Here is a 22,454-nt window from a genome sequence, read left to right as displayed (position 1 = left end):
CACCCTCGGACGGCACCACCCCCGTGTGCCGTCCGAAACTTTTCTCACCCCCTAACCCCTTAAATCTACCGGTATGCTCAACCTGATAAAAAACGATCCGTGGCTCGAACCGTTCTCACCGACCATCGAATATCGTCATCACCTCGCACTCGAAAAAGAAAAAGAGCTTTGCGGCAAAAAGGGAACCCTCTCCGATTTTGCCGACGGATACCTCTACTTCGGCCTGCACCGCAACGACAAGAAAGAGTGGATCATACGGGAATGGGCTCCCAACGCCACCGAGATATACCTCATCGGCGATTTCTCTGACTGGAAAGAGTCTCAGGCCTACCGCTTCAAATCACTTCCCAACGGCGTGTGGGAAATCAAGCTCGCCCCCAACCAGTTACACCACCTCGACCTCTATAAACTCTCGATGCACTGGAAGGGCGGACAGGGCGAACGCGTACCGGCATGGGCCACCCGCGTCGTGCAAGACGACACCACCTACATCTTCTCGGCACAAGTGTGGGCCCCCGAGAAACCCTACAAATTCAAGAAGAAAAACTTCACACCCAATACCGCCCCCCTGCTCATCTACGAGTGCCACATAGGCATGGCACAGGAAGACGAACGCATTGGCAGCTACGACGAGTTCAGAGAAAAAGTACTGCCCCGCATCGTCGCCGACGGCTACAACGCCATTCAAATCATGGCCATTCAGGAACACCCCTACTACGGGTCGTTCGGCTACCATGTATCGAGTTTCTTCGCCCCCTCATCGCGCTTCGGCACCCCCGACGAACTGAAACACCTCATCGACGAAGCCCACCGCAACGGCATCGCCGTCATCATGGACATCGTGCACTCCCATGCCGTAAAGAATGAAAACGAAGGTCTCGGCCGTTTCGACGGTACCCCCGACCAGTTCTTCTACGGTGACCATCGCCGCGAACACCCGGCCTGGGACTCGCTCTGCTTCGATTACGGCAAAAACTCGGTCATACACTTCCTGCTCTCCAACTGCAAATACTGGCTCGAAGAGTTTCGTTTCGACGGATTCCGCTTCGACGGCGTAACCTCGATGCTCTACTACGACCACGGACTGGGCAAGGCATTTGGCGGCTATGGCGACTACTACGATGGCGGACAAGACGAGAACGCCATCACCTACCTCACCCTGGCCAACCGGCTGATACACGAAGTCAACCCGCACGCCATCACCATCGCCGAAGAGATGAGCGGCATGCCCGGCCTCGCCGCCAAAATCGAAGACGGCGGCATCGGATTTGACTACCGCATGGCCATGGGTATCCCCGACTTCTGGATAAAAACCATCAAGGAGAAAAAAGACGAAGACTGGCACCCGACCGGCATCTTCTGGGAACTCACCAACCGCCGTGCCGACGAAAAAACCATCAACTACGCCGAGAGCCACGACCAAGCCCTGGTAGGCGACAAGACCATCATCTTCCGCCTCATCGACGCCGAGATGTACTGGCACATGATGAAAGACGACACCAACAGCATGGCCGTAGACCGCGGCATGGCCCTGCATAAGATGATAAGACTGGTTACTCTCGCCACCATCAACGGCGGCTACCTCAACTTCATGGGGAACGAGTTTGGCCACCCCGAGTGGATCGACTTCCCGCGAGAAGGCAACAACTGGTCCTACAAATATGCCCGCCGGCAATGGAGCCTCGTCGACCGCAAAGACCTGAAATATTGCTATCTCGGCGCCTTCGACAAAGCCATGATCCATCTCGTCAACAGCATACGGCATTTTGAGCAACGCCCCATCGTAAAACTGTGGGACAGCGGCGAAGACCAAATACTGGCCTTCATGCGCAAAGACCTGGTATTCGTTTTCAATTTCAGCCCCACCCGCTCCTACGAAGGATATGGCATACTGACTCCCAAAGGCAGCTACAAATGCATTCTCGACAGCGACCAGCCCCAATTTGGCGGCTATGCCCGCATCAACCAGAATATCGAGCACTTCACGCAGCCCGACCCGTTGTATAAAAAAGAGAAAAAAGAGTGGCTCATGCTCTACCTGCCGGCCCGCACGGCCATGGTACTGCAACTCCAAAAGAAAAAATAACCCATATCTGCCACCCGACCCATCGTGTGCGGACACGAACCGCATGAAACCGCATCGTGTCCGCACACGGAATTAAAAAATATATCTATTTACAAAAACAGATTAACCGATTGGTTTACAGCAACAAAACTCTTTATGATTGTATTTTCAACACTTAAAAAGTGCTATAAAACATATAATAAAGTTTTGGGATTCTAAAAAAAAGTCTCACCTTTGTTGCTGTAACCTATAACAATCTTTTTTACCTTAAAAAATTAATACCTATTGAAAACCTAATAAAAAAGGAGCTTTTGCGAAAAAGTTCCTTTTTGTTTTATATTATCACCTTGATACACAGCCAATAGCAGCCAAACCATCGGAACGTCACCCAAACGCCGTGCGCGCACACAACCCAAGGATTCGAAAAACGAATTGCAAAAAAGTCGATATTTCGGCACCCGTTTCGCAAAAAAATATATACCTTAGCACATATTGCACACTAGTATAAGAGAAAACCATGTTCGGAGCATACACCTACCCTTGGAGCGACTGGTTGTATTTTGGGATTTACACGGGTTTTATCCTCACGATTATCTTCACGGTCATCGTTGTCGTCCTCGAAAACCGCAATCCCGTAAAAAGCCTCGCCTGGATTGTCGTCCTGATTTTTATCCCCATAGGCGGATTTATCCTCTACCTGTTCTTCGGGCAGCAGTACCGCCACACCCGCATGATTTCAAAACGCAAGCGACGCATCTTGCAACGCATGTCGAGCAGCACGACACAAAGCGACGAAACGGAGACGGGCAACAAACTGTCGCCCGAAAGCCAGCAACAGATCTCCCTGGGATACCAGTTGGGCGGTACCCGCCTCACCGTCCATAACCGGGTGGAGATATTCACCGACGGAGAAAGCAAATTCAACGCGCTCATCGAAGACCTCGAAAAAGCAACCGACTTCATACACCTGCAATACTATATCTTCAACAACGACACACTGGGGCGCACCATCAAGACCATCCTCGCCGAAAAAGCCCGACAGGGCGTGAAAGTGCGTGTGCTCTACGACGATGTGGGGTCCTGGCGGGTCAAAGCCAAATTTTTCAGAGAGATGCGCAAAGCCGGCATCGAGATAAAACCCTTCTTCAAAGTCTCCTTCCCGCAACTGGCCAACAAACTCAATTACCGCAACCACCGCAAAGTCGCCGTCATCGACGGGAAAATCGGATACATCGGCGGCATGAACATTGCCGACCGCTACTGCGACGGTCTCTCATGGGGCATCTGGCGCGACACGCACGCCCGCATACAAGGCCCCGCCGTGTACGGACTGCAAACGGCCTTCTCCATCGATTGGAGTTTTACCACCCGGGAATTCCTCTCCGAGGCACGCTACTACCCGCCCACCGAAGAGTCAGGCGACACCGACATACAGATACTCACCAGCGGCCCGTTGGGCGAATGGAAAGAAATTGCGATGTCTTTCCTGAAAGCCATCGCCAATGCCCGGGAGTGCATCTACATACAGACCCCCTACTTCCTCCCCACCGACAGTTTGCTCAAAGCCCTGCAAGCCGCCGCACTCGCCAAGGTCGACGTGCGCCTCATGGTTCCCCGGCACAGCGACTCCCGGCTCTTGCAATATGCCTCGCAGTCTTACCTCAAAGACGTCTTGCGCGCCGGCATCAAGGTCTATTTCTACGAAGGAGGATTCCTTCATGCCAAGAGCCTGGTCATCGACAACGAATTTTCGACCATCGGCTCGACCAACTTCGATTTTCGCAGTTTCGACCACAACTTCGAAATCAACGCATTCATGTATAGCCCCGAGACCAATGCCCGCATGAAGAAAATCTTCCTCAACGACATGAAACAATGCAAGCGTATAACCCTCAGCCGATGGAAACGCCGCCCGATTTACACCAAAGTCGTCGAGTCGTTTGTGCGCCTCATGAGCCCCATATTATAGACGCGCGCGTGTGACACTGCGGCGGCTAATTTCAATGTCAGACCCCATAATATATACACACATGTTCAACAAACTCGTAGCCATAGAGCCCATAAGCCTTATTCCCTCGGCCGAAGAGGCCCTGCACAATTACGCCAGAGAAGTGACGCTCCACTCCGACATTCCCCAAAGCGACGAAGAAATCGTGCGCCGCATCGGAGATGCCGACGCGGTACTGCTCAGCTACACCTCGACTCTCGGTCGAAGCGTCATGCAACAATGCCCCAACATCAAATACATCGGCATGTGCTGCTCGCTCTATTCACCCGAAAGCGCCAACGTCGACATACGCTATGCCGAGGAACGGGGCATCACGGTGAAAGGCATTCGTGATTACGGCGACGAAGGGGTCGTGGAATATGTCATAAGCGAACTGGTGCGCTGCCTGCATGGCTTCGGCCAACCTGCGTGGAACGGAGAGCCGCAGGAAATCACGGGACTCAAAGTGGGCATCATCGGCCTGGGCAAATCGGGCGGCATGATAGCCGACGCCCTGAAATTCTTCGGCGCCGACATCACCTACTTCGCCCGCAGCGAAAAAAACGAGGCCAGGGAAAAAGGTTACACGTTCGCCCCCCTGCACAAGCTGCTGGCCGGGAGTGAAGTGGTCTTCTGCTGCCTGAACAAAAACACCGTACTGCTGCACGAGGCCGAATTTGAACAGCTCGGCCACCACAAGATTCTATTCAACACCGGGCTATCGCCCGCCTGGGATGAAAAGCCGTTCATGGAGTGGATTGCAGGCGACAACCTTTGTTTCTGCGACACCGTAGGAGCCCTCGGCGGAGCGCATCTGCTGGCCCACCCGCACATTCACTGCATGCAGGTGTCGACCGGCCGCACCCGCCAGGCATTTGTGCGCCTGAGCGAGAAAGTCCTGTCCAACCTCTCAGAATACCACGGGTGAAACGATATTGAGCAACGTGTTCACAACCGACCAGCCGGCAATCTCGGCCGTCGCGCTATACACGTCGACGACAGCCCGCACCTGCTCATTTTCAATCTCCACCCGCTGTGTATCGCCTTTGAATCCGGGAGTAGAGCGGTATGGTCACCTGCATCGCCTCGGGACCGACCGACGCGCGAGATGCCGCCACGGTGACATTCACCTTGGTCGGGAACAGGGAGATGGCCTCGGCGGCATTCCCCGAGAAAACGACCCGCTGCTCGGCTTGTAAAGAGTCGTCATACACCGGCGTACCCTTCAAGGCGTCGGGACCCTTTTCATTGAAAAAGCGAGCCGACGCACCACCCATCAACGAGACCGTGCGCAAGACATCAAATCCGCCGGTAGCCCCCGATGCCAAATAGATGCGTGCGCCGCTTTCACGGGCAGCAGCCGAAACAGCCCGGTAAAACCCCTCGTCGGCCAGCGCCCCGATAGAAAGAGTCACCACCGAAATGCCGGCTTCCAGTGCCGGAAGAGCCACTTCCCGAAGGGCAGCCGGCGAAGCCGTCTCGACCAAAACGTCGGGCTTCAAGGCCAGCAATTCCTCGGTCGAGAGGCACACCTCGCAAGCCTTGCCGGCACGTTGCATTTGAGCCGCTATCCGCTCCGACTTGGCGGTCGTGCGGGAATAGACTCCCACCAATTCATACTCGGGCAGCAAGCCCTTGACAACAGCATCGGACACAATGCCGGCCAAACGGCCGCAGCCCATGATTACAAATGTTTTCATATATTCTGGATTTTCAATTCTCACTTTTTCGGCATCATTATCCCCCCACAAAAACCATCGGCCGATGCGCCAAGCGGTCTCCCTCTCGTTGCAAATGAGGGAAAGGGTGCGGGGCGTTTTCAGTCGGACGGCTTCTCCTCGATGTAATCGGGCGACACATTGATGAGCCAAAGCCGACCCGTCGTGCGCGTGAAGGCCGTATAGAGCCACCGGTAGAAATCGAGGCCGAGCATGTCGGGACGGATATATCCCATATCAATAAAGACATTGGCCCACTGTCCGCCCTGCGCCTTGTGGCAGGTCACGGCATAGGCATACTTCACCTGCAAGGCATTGAACCAGGGGTCGTTTTTGAGCCGTTTGAGACGCTCGCGCTTGGAGGGCACGTCGGCATAATCTTCCATCACGGCATTGAACAGGCGGGTGTTCTCCTCGGCCGTGAGTGAAGGTGACTCCGAATGCAACGTGTCGAGAATGACCTTGGCCTCCATCTCCTCTTCATAGTCGGGGAAATAGAGCACCACATCGGCAAACCTGAAACCGTACATCTCACACACGCGACGCACCCGCACGACACGAGCCACATCGCCGTTGGCGATGAAGTCGAGTTTCTCATACTTCTCGCTCCAAAAATAGTTGTTGCGGGCCACCAGCAACAGGTCGCCCGAGGCAAGTTCTTCCTCCCGATAGAGAATGCGGTTGCGAATGCCCTGGTTGAAGATGTTGGCCCGCTTGTTCGAGCGGGTGACAATAATGGTCTCGTCCATGCCATCACGGCGATAGGCCGACGAGAGTACCTCTATGAGTTCGTCTCCTCCCACGAGGCTCACATCGGGGAAACGCCGCCAGGCAATCGATGGCACAGGAAGCGGATTTTCCTGCATGGCGTTGCGCAACCGCGTGGCATTGAACAACACACCCGACTCCTCGACCTGCCGCACGACATGGGTCAATTCGCACGAAAAGACCGGGTAACCGTAGCGTCGCAAATATTCCTCATCGAGAGCCGGACTGCGCACCTGCCCCACAGGCGGCAGCTGCGCCGTGTCGCCCAGCAAAATGAGACGGCAGCCGGCACCGGAATAGACAAAATCGAAGAGGTCATCGAGCAACAGTCCCGAGCCGTAGTGTGCTCCCTCGGCAGCTTCATTGGCAATCATCGACGCCTCATCGACAATAAAAAAGGTATTCTTGTGGGCATTATGGGCCAACTGGAAGCCCGTGAAATCGCCCGTAAAGGCTCGTTGCCGATAGATTTTCTTGTGTATCGTGTAGGCCGGGTGGGCCGCATACGAAGCAAAGACTTTGGCCGCACGTCCGGTGGGAGCCAGCAATACACACGCGCGTTCGAACGTTTCCAGCGTCTTGACCAGCGCCCCGACGAGCGAAGTCTTTCCCGTACCGGCGTAACCTTTGATGACAAACACCGAGGGGACATTGTCGTCCCACAGGAACTCCGCCAAGCGGGCCACCAGCCCGGCCTGCTCTTCGGTAGGGACATAGGGCAGGTTTTCGGAAAGGCGCTGTATGAAATAATCACTGAGCATGGATTGAATAAGAAATAACGGTCGATAACAAGATACAAAAATAAGAAAATCGAAGGCAATATAAAAAAACCGTCCCCCTTTTATATCTCCCTGGGAGGCTCAGTTTACAGGGCGATGCGTGTTTTGATTTTGGCGGCACGCAAAATCAAAGCAAAAAAAGATAGACGCATACAACAATTTATTACAAAAAAATTGCATACGCTTGCAAATAGAGATATAATTCGAGGCTAAAAATAAAAAAAACATGTTTTTAAGCAGATTTCATAAAACAAATGTCTATATTTGCGGCATAGTTATATACTCACCGAGAAAAAGTCATTAAATACCACTTACGCCAAGAGAAACAAATAACAAACGCTTAAAAACTCAACCGCTATGAAATTTCGTATTGTCGCCATGCTGGCTGCCATGCTGATTATTTTTGACGCATCGGCCAAAGTAAAAAAGACGAAGAAAGAAAACAAAGAAACCACCGAGCAACAAGCTGCCCCTTCCCAAATCACCATCAAGGGAAAAGTGCAATTCACCTACAAAGGGTATTGGAATTACGACCAGCCGGCTCCCGAGTTCAAAATGACGGTGTACCAACAACAAGGCACCAGCCGCAAAATTTTCGCCGAGGCCGAAATCGATGACAACAACGAATACACACTGACGTTGCCCATCGAGACTCCGGGCGTCTACACGGTCGATTGCGGAAAATGGCAATCGGTACGCATCTGGGGCGAAGATGAAGACCTCACCATCAACTTCCGCGGCTTCGACACGGCCCGGGTAAAAATCAAGAATCCCCCCTATGTATATATCCAAGGCGGTCCCAAGAATGAGGTGATGAACCAAGTCAACTTCTGCAACTACCGCAGCTATCAGAGCATGATTGCCATCTCCAAGGCCATCTACAACGCCAATCCCGATGCCGAGAAGCGCAAAATGCTCAGCGACGCCCTCTATTCCCACAACAGCGAAGACATGACCGCCCGCATGCGTTATATCGCCGAGCACAATGCAACGGTCACCAGCGTACTCGCCGTGCTTCCCTCATTGAGAGAAGATGCCGACAAGGAACTCATCGACAATATCCTGTCGCAACTCGAAGCCGCCCACCCCGGTTATGCCCCCATACAGAACTACAAAGACGGCGTGGCCAAAGCCAAGGCTCAACGCGAACGTCTGAACAACGGCAAGCCGGCTCCCGACTTTACTTACCCCCAAATCGACGGTAAAGAGCTCTCGCTCTCCGACCTCAAAGGCAAAATCGTCCTGGTCGACTTTTGGGCATCGTGGTGCGGTCCCTGCCGCCAAGAGATTGTCAATCTCAAAAAATATTATGAAGAGTTCAAAGACAAAGGCGTAGAATTCCTCAGCGTATCCATCGACGCCGACAAAGACGCTTGGCTCAAAGCCGCAGGCGAAGAAAACATGCCTTGGTTGCAGATACACGCCACCGACGGCGGCAAGAAACTGATGAGTGACTACCAGTTCGGCGGAATACCTTTCATCGTTCTCGTCGATGCCGACGGTAACCTCTATGCCAAAGGTCTCCGTGGTGAAGCCATTCGCAAAGCCATACAGAATGCCCTCAACGGCGTAGCTCCCGAGAAACCGGCTCCGCGCAAATCGATTTCGATGGGTGCCATGTCGATGTAAAATGACAACATCTATTTTTAATCACAAACCATAACCCAAAATTTAATCTTTCGTATGAAAAAACTGAATGCTCTGCTGCTTATGGCCCTCTGCGCCGTATTCAGCTTCACATCGTGTAACGACGACAGCAATGATTCGGGATTCGGTATTACCGGTGTAACGGTTACCACCGCCGAAGGTGCTTCTTACAACGGTGTCATCAACTACTCGGGTCTGACGATTCAATGCACCGTCCCCATGACAACCCAAGCCTCTGAGCTCGAAGCCTGCACACTCACCGTGACGGCTACGATGAACACGACGGTTACCGTAAACGGTGCCGCTGTTGCCGGTGCAACGTTTGACCTCAACAACCCCATCGTCCTCACCGCCACCCACGAAGGTAGCAGCAAGGACTACACCCTCACCGTAGTCATCTCCGATACCGAAGACGACCTCGCTGCCGGTAAACAAATCAGCGCCGACATTCGTGGCGGAGGTATCCCCGGCAACGTTTACGACTACTCCGTAGCCCTCTTCGACGGTAAATTCTATGCCTTCACCTCGGGTTACGATGCAGCCGATACGCTCGGATTCTACAAGGTATTCACCTCGACCAACGGTATCCGCTGGACCGAAGTATCGACCGAGGACATCATCGGCGGTATGGGTGCACGCCCCATCGTTATCAATGACAAGCTCTATGTCATCGGTGGTATCCGCGTTTTAGGAACCGATCAAGGCGGAAATGCCCCCGAGCTTGAATCAAACGGCTGGTCTACGAGCCTCACGCTGAAAAGCTTCCGCATCGCATCGACCGGCAACGGCAGCACTTGGAACGATGAATCGATCGAAGGTAACTCGACCTTGGCCGACGATATGTTCAAGATGCTGATAGGTAGGGGCTCCTTCGGATTTGTATGTCCCACTCCGTTTACCTACAACAACAACCTCTATATGGAAAGCGGTTCAATGATGGTATTCGGTCAGTTCCAAGGAGCCAACTCTCAAATGTGGGTGAAAGCTGATACTACTTATACCATGGTATCGGGTGCATCAAGTTTCCTGAGAGCCTTCTGCTCGACATTTGTTCTCAACGACGAAATCTTCCTGCTGGGTGGAGCAAGAGGCTTTGTCGGTACATCGACCCTGCAATCGGCCGTAGCCAAATCGACCGACGGTGAGAACTTCGCCACTGTTGCCGATTCGACCGCCGTTGGTCCCATCTGCGGTGCCACTGTCGTTACCAACAACGCCGGCAACACGGCTTACCTCTTCGGTGGTCTCTATTACGATGAGGCCGGTGCCCGCGTAATGAACAACACCATCTATAAATCGACCGACGGTGTTACCTGGACGGCTGTCGAAGGTATCAATGAAGCCTACACCGGAACCTTCAATCCTTGTGTCGTTGTCGATGAAAACGACATCGCTTGGGTATTCGGCGGCTTCAACAGCTTCTCGGGTAGCTACACTCCCTACTCGACCACGGTCGACGACATGGATCCCTCGTTTGCCGCTTGGGCATTCGCTCTGAATTGATAATTCCATTTTTTAAATCATCAAAGTACTCTGTGCATAATCCCTGCACAGAGTACTTTTTCCAACTAAACACCGGGACTTTAATATTATGAAAAAATTTTGGACAATATATACGGTACTGTGTTGTATATTCTGTTGCGAAATAGCCTCGGCGCAAAATCTCACCAAGATATCCGGTACCGTTCTCGATGAAAACAACGCCCCCCTAGCGGGCGTAACCGTTTCGGTCAACGGAAAAGGCGCCACCCTGTCCACATCGGACGGCTCTTTCACCCTCACCAATGTACCGACAGGTGCGACCATCTCGTTTTCGTTCATTGGCTATGAGACCGAAACCGTAACCGTAAATCATCCCAAAACCGTCGAAGCCATAAGACTCATTCCGGCCGAAAATGCCATGCGCGAAATTACCGTCGTAGGCTATGGCAAACAAGAACGGCGTGATATTACCGGCTCGGTATCATCGGTAAAACTCGATGAACAAAAATCATTCCTGTCGGTAGACCAGTTGCTGCAAGGCCGTGCCCCGGGCGTGTTCGTATCCAACTCCTCAGGAGCACTCGGCGGAGCCAACCTCCTCACCATTCGCGGCGTGAGCTCCATCATAGGCGAAAACAACCCCCTCTACGTCGTCGACGGCGTACCCATCTACGGCACCGACCGCTCGGCCAACTCGGTCGGCACCAGCGGCGGCTCGGTGAGCGCCATCAGCATGGGTGGAACTTCAACGGGAGGCGGAACGCTGACCAACAACATGGACCTCAACTACTCTTTCGAGCAAAACCCGCTACTCTCCATCAACCCCGAAGACATTGAGTCGATCGAAATTCTCAAAGATGCCTTCGCCACCTCCATCTACGGTTCACGCGGCTCGGCCGGTGTAATCCTCATCACCACCAAAAGCGGCTCCCGCGACCGCACAGCCATCAACGTCTCCTACACCATGAGCATCGACCAGCCCATCGGCAAACTCGACCTGCTCACCGGCGATGAATACGCACAAATCTACTCGCAATACTATCCCTCCGACGTTTACCGTGCCGGCTACAATACCGACTGGCAAGACGCCGTGACCCGCAACGCCCTCAGCCACAACCTGAGCGCATCGATTTCGGGCGGAAACACTCGCACCCGCTACTTTTTCAGCCTCTCCTACGCCAACAACGAATCATATATCATCAACAACGACCTGCAACGTTACTCGGCCCGTCTGAATCTCGATACCCAACTCAACGACAAATTCACCCTCGGTGCCAACGTGACCCTCTCATTCATCGACAACAACGCCCTCACGGCCCCCACCGTATATAAAGACGCCATACTGCGCGCCCCCAACCTGCCGATATACAACGAAGACAGCTCCTACTACTACGGCCACGACCTCAACACCAAAGGCAACAACGACAACTACAACCCCGTAGCCTACGCCAATGACGTCACCTCGCAAAGCAAAAACATCACCACGATAGGCAACACCTACCTGCAATATGACGTCACAAATTGGCTGCAACTCAAAACCGAACTCGGTATCAACATCTCCAACGGCCGTTCCTACGTCTACAAGCCCGAATTGCCCGAAGAAGTGGCCGACCTCACCCCCAACAACCAGGCATCGGAAAACGACGCCTTGAAATACCGCATCGTCACCAACAACACCATCACGGTGAACAAAGTATTCAACGAACGCCACTACCTGCAAGCCGTGCTGGGCGAAAGCTATGAAATCGGGCACGAATACAACTCACAGATTTACGGCTCGAACTTTTTCAGCTCGGCCATCAAAGGCATCGGTTCGGCACAGACCTCCCGCGTAGGCGCTGCCAGCGAAGACACCTGGGCCCTGCTCTCGGCCTTCGCCCGCGTCAACTACCAGCTCATGCGCCGGTACCTCTTCGGTGTATCCTACCGCATCGACGGTTCGTCGCGCTACAACCGCCTGCACCGCTTCATCAACATTCCCGCCGTGTCGGCCGCCTGGCGACTCTCCGAAGAAGACTTCATCGCCTACAACGCCCCGTGGATCGACGAAATGAAAATCCGCGGTTCGATAGGCTGGACCAGCCAGGACGCCAACAACAGCTACTACGGTGCACAAGCCATCTATGTGCTCAACACGGCCTCTTCCTACGGCAACGAACAATTCCTCTCGATGTCGCAGCCCAGCAACGTGAACCTCGACTGGGAACGCACCATCACCTATGACCTGGGTCTCGACTTCTCGGCCTTCAAAGAGCGGCTGAAACTCACCGTCGACTACTACTACAAACGCACGACCGACATGCTCTTCTCGTCGGACCTGCCGGCTTATACCGGATATTCGACCCAATACCAGAACATTGCCGACATGCAAAACCAAGGTATCGAGATACAAGTCATCTCGGACAATATCGTGCGCAAGAACTTCTTGTGGCAAACCATCCTGAACCTCTCCCGCAACAGCAACAAGATATTGAAACTCAACTTCGAAGGCAACCAGCTCGACCAAGCCAACAGCTCGTTTAAATACTACGCCGTGGGCTATCCCATGGCACAGTGGTACCTGCACGAATGGGTGGGCGTCGACCCCAACACCGGCGACCCGATATGGCGCCTCGCCGACGGCTCGACAACGACCGTTCCCCCGGCCTCGAACTACGAAACCTCGATGGACAACAAGAAAGTGTGCGGAACAGCCGAGCCCAAATTCTACGGCAGTTTCACCAACATACTCACATTCAAAGGGTTTGAACTGAATACCATGTTTACCTTCTCGGTAGGGGGCCACATGATCAACTCCACACGGGCCCAACTGCTCACCTACGCCACCGAGACGGCCAACAACCTGTCGCGCGACATACTCGACTTCTGGCAGATTCCGGGACAAACGACCGACATTCCCAAGCTGAAAAACAGCTCCATTGTCAACAACTACGACTATACCTCGTCGATTACCACCACCCGGTTCCTCGAAAAGAGTTCCTACCTGCGATTGAAGACATTGGAATTCTCCTATTCGTTACCCAAACAAGTGTTGAGAAGGACGCGCACATTCAACCAAATCAAGCTCTTTGTCGTTCTCACCAACGTATTCACCATCAGCCCATACTCCGGACTCGACCCCGAGGTGAGCGCATTCGGTTCGTCGGCCACGGCCGCCGGATATGACAACCTGACCATGCCCTCATCGCGCAGCTACCAATTCGGCATAAGATTCGGACTTTAACCAAGGAGGACAACAACATGAAGAAAACAATTCTGCTATCCATATCACTACTCACCTCGCTGGCCCTCTTCACCGCCTGCGAGCTCGACTATGCCCCCCAAAACACGATGGTCGACGAGACGGTCTATAAAGACGAAAAAACCGCACAAGCCGCCCTTGTCGGCGCCTACACCCGCTTGTGCGTCCTGCTCTCAGGCGCCCCCAACGACCAAAACAACTACACCAACAGCTCCTTTGCCTTCCAGCTGGCCGACATCGGTACCGAAAACATCACGGTACAAAACGGCGCGTCGTCGTACCTCGCCATGGAAAAATGCGAATACACCACCGACGAGCAGGACGGATTCATCAAAGACATATACCAATATGGCTACAACGCCATCGACTATGCCAACAACATCATTTCAGGCATCAACGAATTTGGCCAATACGACCCCACAATGATGAGACAACACATCGCCGAAGCCAAATTCCTGCGCGCCTACGAGTACTTCACCCTTCTCTGCATCTACGGTGACGGCGCCCTTGTGGGCGAAGGCAACGGATTGGGATTGGTGATGCGGCTCACCCCCTACGACGGCTACAAACCCGAAGACATTCAGCCTCGCGAGACGGTAGATTCGGTCTACACCCAGATCATAAAAGACCTCACCGAAGCGATTCCCGACCTGCCACAGACCGACTATGAGCCCTCTCTCCGCTACCGGGCCACGGCCACCGTCGCCAAGGCACTCCTCTCCCGGGTCTACCTTTACAAGGGCACATACACGAAAAACCAAGCCGAACTCAATGAAGCCGCCTACTATGCCGGAGAGGTGCTCAAATCACCGAACATCACCTTCAACGACAGCTACAACGACCACCGCACCAACATCTTCCCGAACAATGTCTACGAGAACTCTACCTACCCCGACCCCACCAACTATGCCACGGAGTTGATATTCTTCCAACCCAGCCGCATCAGCACCAACGTATTCCCGTGCGGGTGGACGTCGGTCTACGCCAAAACCAGCTTCTCCACCTCCGACTCGCTCATCAACAGCTATCTGCCGGGCGACCTGCGCGGATATGGCGAAACCAACGAATACCTCATTCAACAAGGCTCCGCCACCAGCAACTCCAACCTCAAAGCCTCGATGAAGTATGACAACGGCGGCTGCTACTGCGACGTGCAATACATTCGCCTCTCCGAAATCAAACTCACAAGAGCCGAAGCCCTGGCCTACACGACCAACAGCATCGACGACGAAGCCTTGCAACACCTCAACGACATTCGCCGCAAGCCCTTCCCCGACGGACAGAAACCGGCAGCACTCACGGCCGCCGACTTCCCCTCGGTCGAAGCCTTTGTCGACTCGATACTCGTAGAGCGCAACCGCGAGCTGGCCATGGAAGGCCACTACCGCTGGGACCTCATTCGCACCGGCCGCGACCTGAAAACCAAAGGTCTGCCCAACAACAAAAAGATACTGCCGATACCCGAATATGAAGTTCAGATTTCGGACGGCGTCATCAAGCAAAACACCGGATTCTAACCTATAAAACCACTTTATATGAAAAGATTAATGCTATTCATCGCCGCATTTCTTCCCCTGTGCGGAGCGATGGCCCAAGAGCAACAGACTCCGGCTCAGCCCGAGACCGGCATCACATTCCTCGAATGCACCTATGCCGAAGCCCTGCAAAAAGCCAAAGATGCCGGGCGCATCTTGTTTATCGACTGCTACACCCAATGGTGCGGTCCCTGCAAACAATTATCAAGAACCACATTCAAAGACGCCCAGGTTGCCGAGTTCTTCAACGGCTCGTTTGTCAACCTGAAACTCGACATGGAAACCCCCGACGGTGTCGCCCAAAAAGACAAACTCGGTGTGAATGCCTACCCGACCATGGTCTTCATCGACCCCACAACCGAAGAAATCATTCACAAAATCGTCGGATACAACAACGCCCAGTCGCTGCTCAAAAGCACCACTTCGGGCTTGTCGGGAAACAACATCAAAAACATGAATGCCCGCTATGACGCCGGAGAACGCAGCGACGAGTTTATCGAAGAATACATCGGCATACTCTCCGAAGCCAACGAGAAAGGACGCCTCTCCGAAGTCGTAACCCCGTACCTCGAAAAGAAGTACGAAGAGATGCTCACCAACAGGACCTTGTTCAACCTCTTCATGAGTTACATCGAATCGCCCTACTCCAAGCCCTATGTCTTCTTCCTTGAAAACAAAGACAAGTTTATCGCTCAATACGGCAACATGCAGGTCAATATGAAAGAGCGCTACACTTGGAGTCTTTATGGCCGCAAATATGTGGTAAAAGGCAATGACGGCACCTACACGTTCGACAAGGAAGGATTTGCCGACTACATGAAATACATGAAAAAGAACAAGGTGAAAGATGCCAAGAAAATCGAAATCTCCACCCTCATGTATTATGCCGAGTGCACGCAAGACTGGAAAAAATACATCTCCTACGGCGACAAGCTCATCTCGAAATACAATGCCGACATGCTTGAAGTCTACAACTGGGCACTTCGCATCAACAAGCTGTGTGCCGACCAGAAACTGCGTAATCACGCCGCGATTTGGTGCGACAAATACGCCTCCATTCTCGAACAAGAAGAGGCAAGAAGAGAGCAACAAGCCAAAACCGGCATGACCATGGCCATGCGCATGGGTCCCCAAAGCAACAACTTCATACAGATGGCTACGGAACTCCGTGCTCCCATGAAATAATTTTTCCCTCATACACACATTTCCCTATCGGGCGCGTCACAACGGCGCGCCCGATTTTTTCGCCTCCAACCCGCCACCGCACCGGCCTTCCCTTTTTTCCGATACTTCGGAGACCTACCACACAAGCGCAGACGCTCCCTGTCAAGCACATTGCCGGGACACACCCGATTTTTCGCCTCCAATCCGCCGCAGCACAGGTTTTCCTTTATTCCGATACTTCGGAGTCCTACCACACAACCGCAGACGCCCCCTGTCAAGCACATCGCCGGGACACACCCGATTTTTCGCCTCCAACCCGCCACCGCACCGGCCTTCCTTTTTTTCCGATACTTCGGAGTCCTACCACACAACCGCAGACGCCTCCTGTCAAGCACATCGCCGGGACACAACCCGATTTTTCTCCTCCAATCCGCCGCCGCACCGGCCTTCCATTTTTCCGATACTTCGGAGTTCTCCCACACAACCGCATACACGCCACACAGCCGGCAGCCTTGTGGAGGAGGAATAAAAAAACGGAACAGGCGCGCAAAAGCGCCTGCTCCGTTTTTATCTCAACGCTTGCCCGGCAAGCCTAAGGCACCAGTGGATAGTAAGCGTCCTTCATGTCAAATTTCACAAAATCCTCATAAGAATAGGTAAATTCACTTCCCAACGCGCGAGTCATCACCTCCTTGTAGATAATGGCGCGACAGGGCGCGTTGAACTGCTGGTCACGGTCGTAGGTGTTCATGATACTGTTGTCGGTAGGACGCCACACGCCTTTGCCCCAGTAGTTGGCCCCTTCGTAAAGGCCAATCTCCTCATCGGCATAACGTTCGTCGCCAATGAAATCGGCCCACCACACAGCAGCCGTGTCGTTCGAGAATGCCACGTTGCGGCAATAGTCATACCGGTTATAGTCCCACACCATGTAATCTTTCGTCTCCTGAGGTATTTCGAGCAGAGCATTCTCGGAGCTGACATATTCGTCGGCCAGCCAGCCTATCGAGTGACCCACGCACTCATGCCATACCGTCTTGGCAAACTTCGGCTCAATCGTCGATACGCTGAACGAGGTGCGATCGGCAACATACTCCATACCGGCCGAACCGCCATGTATCATGTTGTGGGCGATGAGCAGCACAATGCCACTGCGAGCCGATGTGCCGGTGCTCTGCCCCACGAAATCGATGATGCCCGGCGTGTCACAGAGATAGTAACGGCCGCTCACGCTCGGCTGACGCGTATTGAACTTGGTCTCGACATACCAGTCCCAATCATTTTCGTTGCCGCTTGTAGAGTAGGTCATGCCCTTCTCGGGCGACTCGGCATAGACCAGGTAGATGTCGAAATATTCACGCAACGACGTCATAGGCTCGATGTCAAACATCTGCTCGACGCAGAATTTCATCACCTTCTCGGCAATACCGCCGACCGCATTGCAAGAGTGATCAAACCCGTCACAGACGATATACATGTTGATACCGTTCCCCTTGCTGTGGGGCTGATAAATTTGAAAATCACCATCGGCGTGATATTGCGTGTGCAGCGCACTGTCGGGGTCGTAAAGCGACAGGAAATAGCCATCGGCCTGGGGAGCCAGCGACGGGGTCATCTCAAACTCCTCAGCATCGGCACAGAGTTTAATCCAGGTATCGACGGGAAGTCCCGAGAAACGGCTGCGGCTGATATGCAACATGATGCGCTCGGCCGAGAGATCCATCAAATGAGGCGGAATCTTTCCCTCCATGAAACTCTCTCCGACGGAAAAATAGGTAAATCCCGACAACGAATCGGGCAATGTACCCCGGAAAACACCCGAAGCATCGAGGTAGGTCAGATGCTTCATCGAGACAATCTCCGACGGAAATTCGATAAGCGCCTTTCCGGTGTTGTTGTCGATGGTAAGCGAATCGAGATTGACCAGGGCCGAAATGCCTTCGAGGGTCGAATAGTTCTTGGCGCGCAACGAAAGGTTGTGCACCGTGGCCAGGTTTTCGGGCGTCAGTTCGTCGGTTTTCAAAAGCGTAAGCAAGGCCGCCCGCAGATTTTCATCGGCGATGAGCACATCTCCCTCGGGAATCGAATCGGCAGGGGGAGGCACAACGATGTTGTCGTCGGTAAAAGGCTCTTCATCGGAGCAGGAAGCCAGTGAGAAAAGGCACAAGGCCAAGGCAAAAGCCGGTCGGGCAAGACGGCTTAAAAATTTATATTCCATAAAAAATACGATATAAAATGTTTTGATTTGCAAAAATACAAGAATCTGTGATTTTAGACTTCTTTCCGCGGAGGCTTTCTTGCCTTGTCGCTGCATTTTTAACAGAGGCATGCGGCAAAACGCGATATTTTTCGGCCGAACGATATTTTTCATTACATTTGTAGACAGAATCGCGAGTCCGGCTCCCGCCTCCAAAGGAACCGGGCTCCTAACATCGGCTCTTGGCCAGAAGAATTTTTATCATGCCCACAACCGGAAGCTCAACGACACACCCATCGGGAAACCACCTGCTGGTAAACCTGCGCAACGACGGCATCTATTTTGCCACGTTCGACCCGCTCGAAGACGACACTTACCAGTATCATACCGCCACCTTCGCCTCCAAAAGCCAGTCCCTGTGTGAAAACGTGAAGAACTGCGTCTACGAAAATCCGCAGCTGCTGCAAGAGTATGCCCGCACCTACCTGCTCATCGACACGCCCCACTTCACCTTCGTTCCCGAAGAGCTCGAATCGTGCGAAGAAAACCGCCGGCCCTACTACGACTACTGTTTTGCCGGGCACACCGATGAGGTCATCGAGAATCATCTGACCCTCAACCACGCCTATCTCCTGTTTGGCGTCGAGCACGAGCTCTACACCTTTCTCTGCCGCACGTTTGCCAACCCGACGATACTTCACCCGTTGACCCCGCTGTGCGAATATTTTTTCCTGCACAGCCGCAACGGCAACGAGGCAAAAGCCTATCTGCACCTGCGGGAGGAGCGCTGCGACCTCATCGTCTACAAGCAGGGACGGCTCCTGCTGGGCAACACCTTCGACTTCAACACGGCCGACGATGTGGCCTACTTCACGCTGCTGGCCTGGAAGCAACTGAGCCTCGACCAGACCCGCGACCGCCTCTACCTCGCCGGGGAGAAAAGCCTGCGGCAACCCCTCACCGCGCTCTTGCAGACCTATATAAAAAACGTGCTGCCCTATCCTTTCCCGTCGCAACTGTTCCGCCTCGGGAAAGAGACCATCGATGCTCCCTTTGAACTGATAACCATACCTCTATGCGGATTATAAGTGGCAAATACGGCCGGCGCCGCTTTGAAGTGCCGACCAACATCAAGGCAAGACCTACGACCGACTTTGCGCGGGAAAATCTCTTCAACGTGCTCCAAAACCTCATCGACTTCGAAGGGCTCAAAGCGCTCGACCTTTTTGCAGGGACCGGAGCCATCAGTTTCGAACTGGCATCGAGAGGGTGCTCCCGCGTCGTGACCGTCGAGAACTATCCGGTGCAATACCGGTTTATCTGCAAGGTCGCCGAGCAGCTCAACGCGCAAGAGATACGTCCCATCAAGGGCGATGTGTTCCACTTTGTTCCGGCTTGCCGCGAGAAATTCGATTTCATCTTCGCCGACCCGCCCTACGACCTGCCCCGCTTTGCCGAGGTGGCGCCCATGGTGCTGCAAGCCGACTTGCTCAACCCGGGCGGGATTTTCGTACTCGAACACTCCAAACACTACGATTTCTCATCGCTGCCGGGGTTTGACCAGCAACGGGTTTACGGGAGTGTCCATTTCAGTTTCTTCTTGAAGCCCGCCGAGGAGTAATTCGCGCCACTCCTTGCCCGAGGAGATGTCCGCGCCTACCGGCCGAACAACGGGAGAGAGCCGATGTCATGGCGATTGAGCCATTCGAAATAGAGCCCGGTAAGACGGGCAAAAGCGAATGTCTCCAAATCGCCCCATGCCACGCGACGAAAAGCGGTCAGTGCAGCCGGTACCGTCGGCACTTCGAGCGTATGGAAGGTGGCATAAATGACCCGATGCGACAGCACATGACGATGCACAAACGGAGGGCATACCACCACGGCAGAGACATCACCGAGCAAATTCCGATAAGAGGGCGTCTGCTGCAACGCCTCAAACGGCAATTCGCTGTCGCTCTCTATCAAAACAAATTCATAAAGGTTGCGCCAAATGTCATTGCCATCACGACGGGCGATAAACGTGTCGCCGCCGCAACGTATCGCCAAATAATTGAAATAACGAGGGCGCACCTCGGTTTTTCCCGACTTCACCGGATAGTCTTCGACCCGCCCCAGGGCTGCGGCTTCGCACCACTCCGCCAACGGACAGACAGGACACTGCGGCGAACGGGGCAGGCACTGCAATGCCCCCAGCTCCATAATCGCCTGGTTATAAAGAGCCGGCCGATGCCGGTCGAGCCACTCATCGGCCAAAGCCGCAAAGAGTTTACGCCCGGCCGTCGTGTCGATAGGGGTATCGACGGCAAAAAGGCGGGAAAGCACCCGATAGACGTTGCCGTCGACCACCGCATGGGACAACCCATAGGCAAACGAAGCAATCGCCGCAGCCGTGTAATCGCCCACCCCTTTGAGCGAACGTATCGCCTCGTAAGTATCGGGGAAACGCCCCCCGAAATCGCGCATCACCTGCCGGGCGGCAGCGTGCATGTTGCGGGCCCGACTGTAATATCCCAACCCCTCCCAGTATTTAAGCACCTCGTCTTCCGTGGCGGCGGCCAATGCCGCCACATCGGGAAAACGCGACACAAAGCGGTTGTAGTAATCGAGCCCCTGCGCCACGCGCGTCTGTTGCAAGATAATCTCCGACACCCAAATCAAGTAAGGGTCGGTTGTCTCCCGCCACGGCAACTGCCGCTTGTTGGACTCAAACCAGCGTTCAAGCGAACGGGCAAAATTTTTCTTATCGGACATCGCAAAACGATTTTGATGCAAATGTAACGAAAAGCGACCAGTATTGCAGCCGTCGGCTCCAAGAAAGCCCCAATTTATCCATCACCCATGGCCGAAGTCACGAAGCAACGATGCGCGGCGACGAGATTTTTCGTATGTTTGCATCAGGAAGTTACGAAAAGAGTGTAATTCATTGGAAATGAGCGTAGGTTAATTGCTCATGATAGTAATAGGTTACGATTTAGTTAGTTATCTACTGCATCATCTTTCTGCGCGTTGCGTAACCTTCAAAGAACTCTTCATATGCAAAAGTAACAATAAAACGGGAGATTTTGAAATGAATCTCCCTAATTTTTTTTCTATCTCATACAAGTTTTTCCGTAAAAGCTGTTTTATCCGTCGGCACACCATCGCCCAAAAGAATTTTGGATGAACGTATGCCGACTGCCGCATAAGCGGAGAAAAGGGCTTTGCCTCACGCCTAAACAACAGTTTAGACTGATGATGCAAGGCCCATTTCTTTTGTGCTTATGCCAGAGAGGTGCTTTTACGGGTTCGCAGACGATTTCTTTTTCGCTGTTCCTTTGAGCCGTAAGCGGAAAGCCGTGTCTGACCGCCCGATCCATAAATGGAACAAGCCGTTATGCACGGCAGGCAAACCGGGAAGAATGATTTTATATGTCCGACCGGACACGCTCGGCCAGACATATAAAATCATACTTCCTTGCCGGTGGTTTGCCCGGTTTCACGCTTCCGGCTATGTCCCTTTTTTTCCTTTTGGGGATTTCTTTTTTTCACAGATTTCTCTTTTGAAGTTTTCCTGTCTAATCTGCCTCCACTTCCGTTTACCTCCATTTTCGCGTCTTTCAGTGACGCCGCATCAGGCAGTCATTTCCGTTCTGGGCGCAAAGGTAATTCCGGGATTGGACGGGAATGCAAGGTCAAGCCTCCTGTTTTCGGCAAAAATCTCCAGCCCTGCGGGTAGTATTTTTCCCGAAAAACCTTGCATCCCCTAATCCCTACCTTTTCAAGCACCCGAAACGAAAACGACCGATGCGACAGAAAGACGCATAAAAAAAATGTCGGATAAACGAGAGGCAGATAAGATAGTTTGAAACTCAACTCCCTCAGCTCTTGAATC

The 22,454-nt window shown here is 53.3% G+C and carries 13 protein-coding genes and 1 pseudogene; 10 read left to right on the top strand and 4 right to left on the bottom strand.

The window, feature by feature from the left end; genetic code table 11:
- The first annotated feature begins 73 nt into the window (after positions 1-73).
- From IAD09_08285 to IAD09_08275, 3 genes are all read left to right on the top strand, one after another.
- Positions 74-2,086 (top strand): alpha amylase C-terminal domain-containing protein, encoded by a 2,013-nt coding sequence (locus IAD09_08285; GenBank protein ID HIT82216.1) that lies wholly within the window; start codon positions 74-76, stop codon positions 2,084-2,086.
- Between the two features lie 496 nt (positions 2,087-2,582).
- Positions 2,583-4,034 carry a cardiolipin synthase gene (gene cls / locus IAD09_08280; protein HIT82215.1) on the top strand — a complete coding sequence of 484 codons (1,452 nt, stop codon included), beginning with the start codon at positions 2,583-2,585 and terminating at the stop codon, positions 4,032-4,034.
- Between the two features lie 61 nt (positions 4,035-4,095).
- A complete protein-coding gene (locus tag IAD09_08275) occupies positions 4,096-4,980 on the top strand; it encodes a dihydrofolate reductase (GenBank protein HIT82214.1) in 885 nt (294 codons plus the stop codon).
- On the opposite strand, the pseudogene IAD09_08270 reads toward IAD09_08275, so the two are convergent.
- Together IAD09_08270 and IAD09_08265 are read right to left on the bottom strand one after the other, a co-directional pair.
- A pseudogene (locus tag IAD09_08270) lies at positions 4,963-5,752 on the bottom strand (DUF108 domain-containing protein). The gene IAD09_08275 and the pseudogene IAD09_08270 sit on opposite strands and share 18 nt — an antisense overlap.
- Before the next feature lie 119 nt (positions 5,753-5,871).
- Complete coding sequence (locus tag IAD09_08265) at positions 5,872-7,299, bottom strand: AAA family ATPase (GenBank protein HIT82213.1); 1,428 nt, start codon at positions 7,297-7,299, stop codon at positions 5,872-5,874.
- A 375-nt stretch (positions 7,300-7,674) separates the two neighbouring features.
- Here IAD09_08265 and IAD09_08260 point away from each other — a divergent pair, with 375 nt between their 5' ends.
- From IAD09_08260 to IAD09_08240, 5 genes are all read left to right on the top strand, one after another.
- On the top strand, positions 7,675-8,946 hold the full coding sequence (locus tag IAD09_08260) for a redoxin family protein (GenBank protein ID HIT82212.1): 1,272 nt from the start codon (positions 7,675-7,677) through the stop codon (positions 8,944-8,946).
- A gap of 54 nt (positions 8,947-9,000) precedes the next feature.
- On the top strand, positions 9,001-10,467 hold the full coding sequence (locus IAD09_08255) for a hypothetical protein (GenBank protein ID HIT82211.1): 1,467 nt from the start codon (positions 9,001-9,003) through the stop codon (positions 10,465-10,467).
- A gap of 88 nt (positions 10,468-10,555) precedes the next feature.
- Complete coding sequence (locus IAD09_08250; GenBank protein HIT82210.1) at positions 10,556-13,669, top strand: SusC/RagA family TonB-linked outer membrane protein; 3,114 nt, start codon at positions 10,556-10,558, stop codon at positions 13,667-13,669.
- A 17-nt stretch (positions 13,670-13,686) separates the two neighbouring features.
- The gene (locus tag IAD09_08245; protein HIT82209.1) at positions 13,687-15,204 is read left to right on the top strand and encodes a RagB/SusD family nutrient uptake outer membrane protein; all 1,518 of its coding nucleotides are present in this window, start codon (positions 13,687-13,689) and stop codon (positions 15,202-15,204) included.
- A gap of 18 nt (positions 15,205-15,222) precedes the next feature.
- Positions 15,223-16,407: a thioredoxin family protein gene (locus tag IAD09_08240; GenBank protein ID HIT82208.1), complete on the top strand. Its 1,185-nt coding sequence runs from the start codon at positions 15,223-15,225 to the stop codon at positions 16,405-16,407.
- A gap of 571 nt (positions 16,408-16,978) precedes the next feature.
- On the opposite strand, the gene IAD09_08235 is transcribed toward IAD09_08240, so the two are convergent.
- Entirely contained in the window at positions 16,979-18,604 is a 1,626-nt protein-coding gene (locus IAD09_08235) for a hypothetical protein (GenBank protein HIT82207.1), read from the bottom strand.
- Positions 18,605-18,846: 242 nt separating this feature from the next.
- Here IAD09_08235 and IAD09_08230 point away from each other — a divergent pair, with 242 nt between their 5' ends.
- Complete coding sequence (locus IAD09_08230; protein HIT82206.1) at positions 18,847-19,671, top strand: DUF3822 family protein; 825 nt, start codon at positions 18,847-18,849, stop codon at positions 19,669-19,671.
- Positions 19,659-20,204 (top strand): RsmD family RNA methyltransferase, encoded by a 546-nt coding sequence (locus tag IAD09_08225; protein ID HIT82205.1) that lies wholly within the window; start codon positions 19,659-19,661, stop codon positions 20,202-20,204. Before IAD09_08230 ends, IAD09_08225 begins: the two co-directional genes overlap by 13 nt.
- A gap of 35 nt (positions 20,205-20,239) precedes the next feature.
- On the opposite strand, the gene mutY is transcribed toward IAD09_08225, so the two are convergent.
- Positions 20,240-21,334, bottom strand: coding sequence for an A/G-specific adenine glycosylase (gene mutY, locus IAD09_08220; GenBank protein HIT82204.1), 1,095 nt, complete (start codon positions 21,332-21,334; stop codon positions 20,240-20,242).
- Positions 21,335-22,454: the final 1,120 nt, after the last annotated feature.

The organism is Candidatus Caccoplasma merdavium, from assembly GCA_018715595.1.
Lineage (GTDB): Bacteria > Bacteroidota > Bacteroidia > Bacteroidales > UBA11471 > Caccoplasma > Caccoplasma merdavium.
This window is presented reverse-complemented; position numbering and strand designations above follow the sequence as displayed.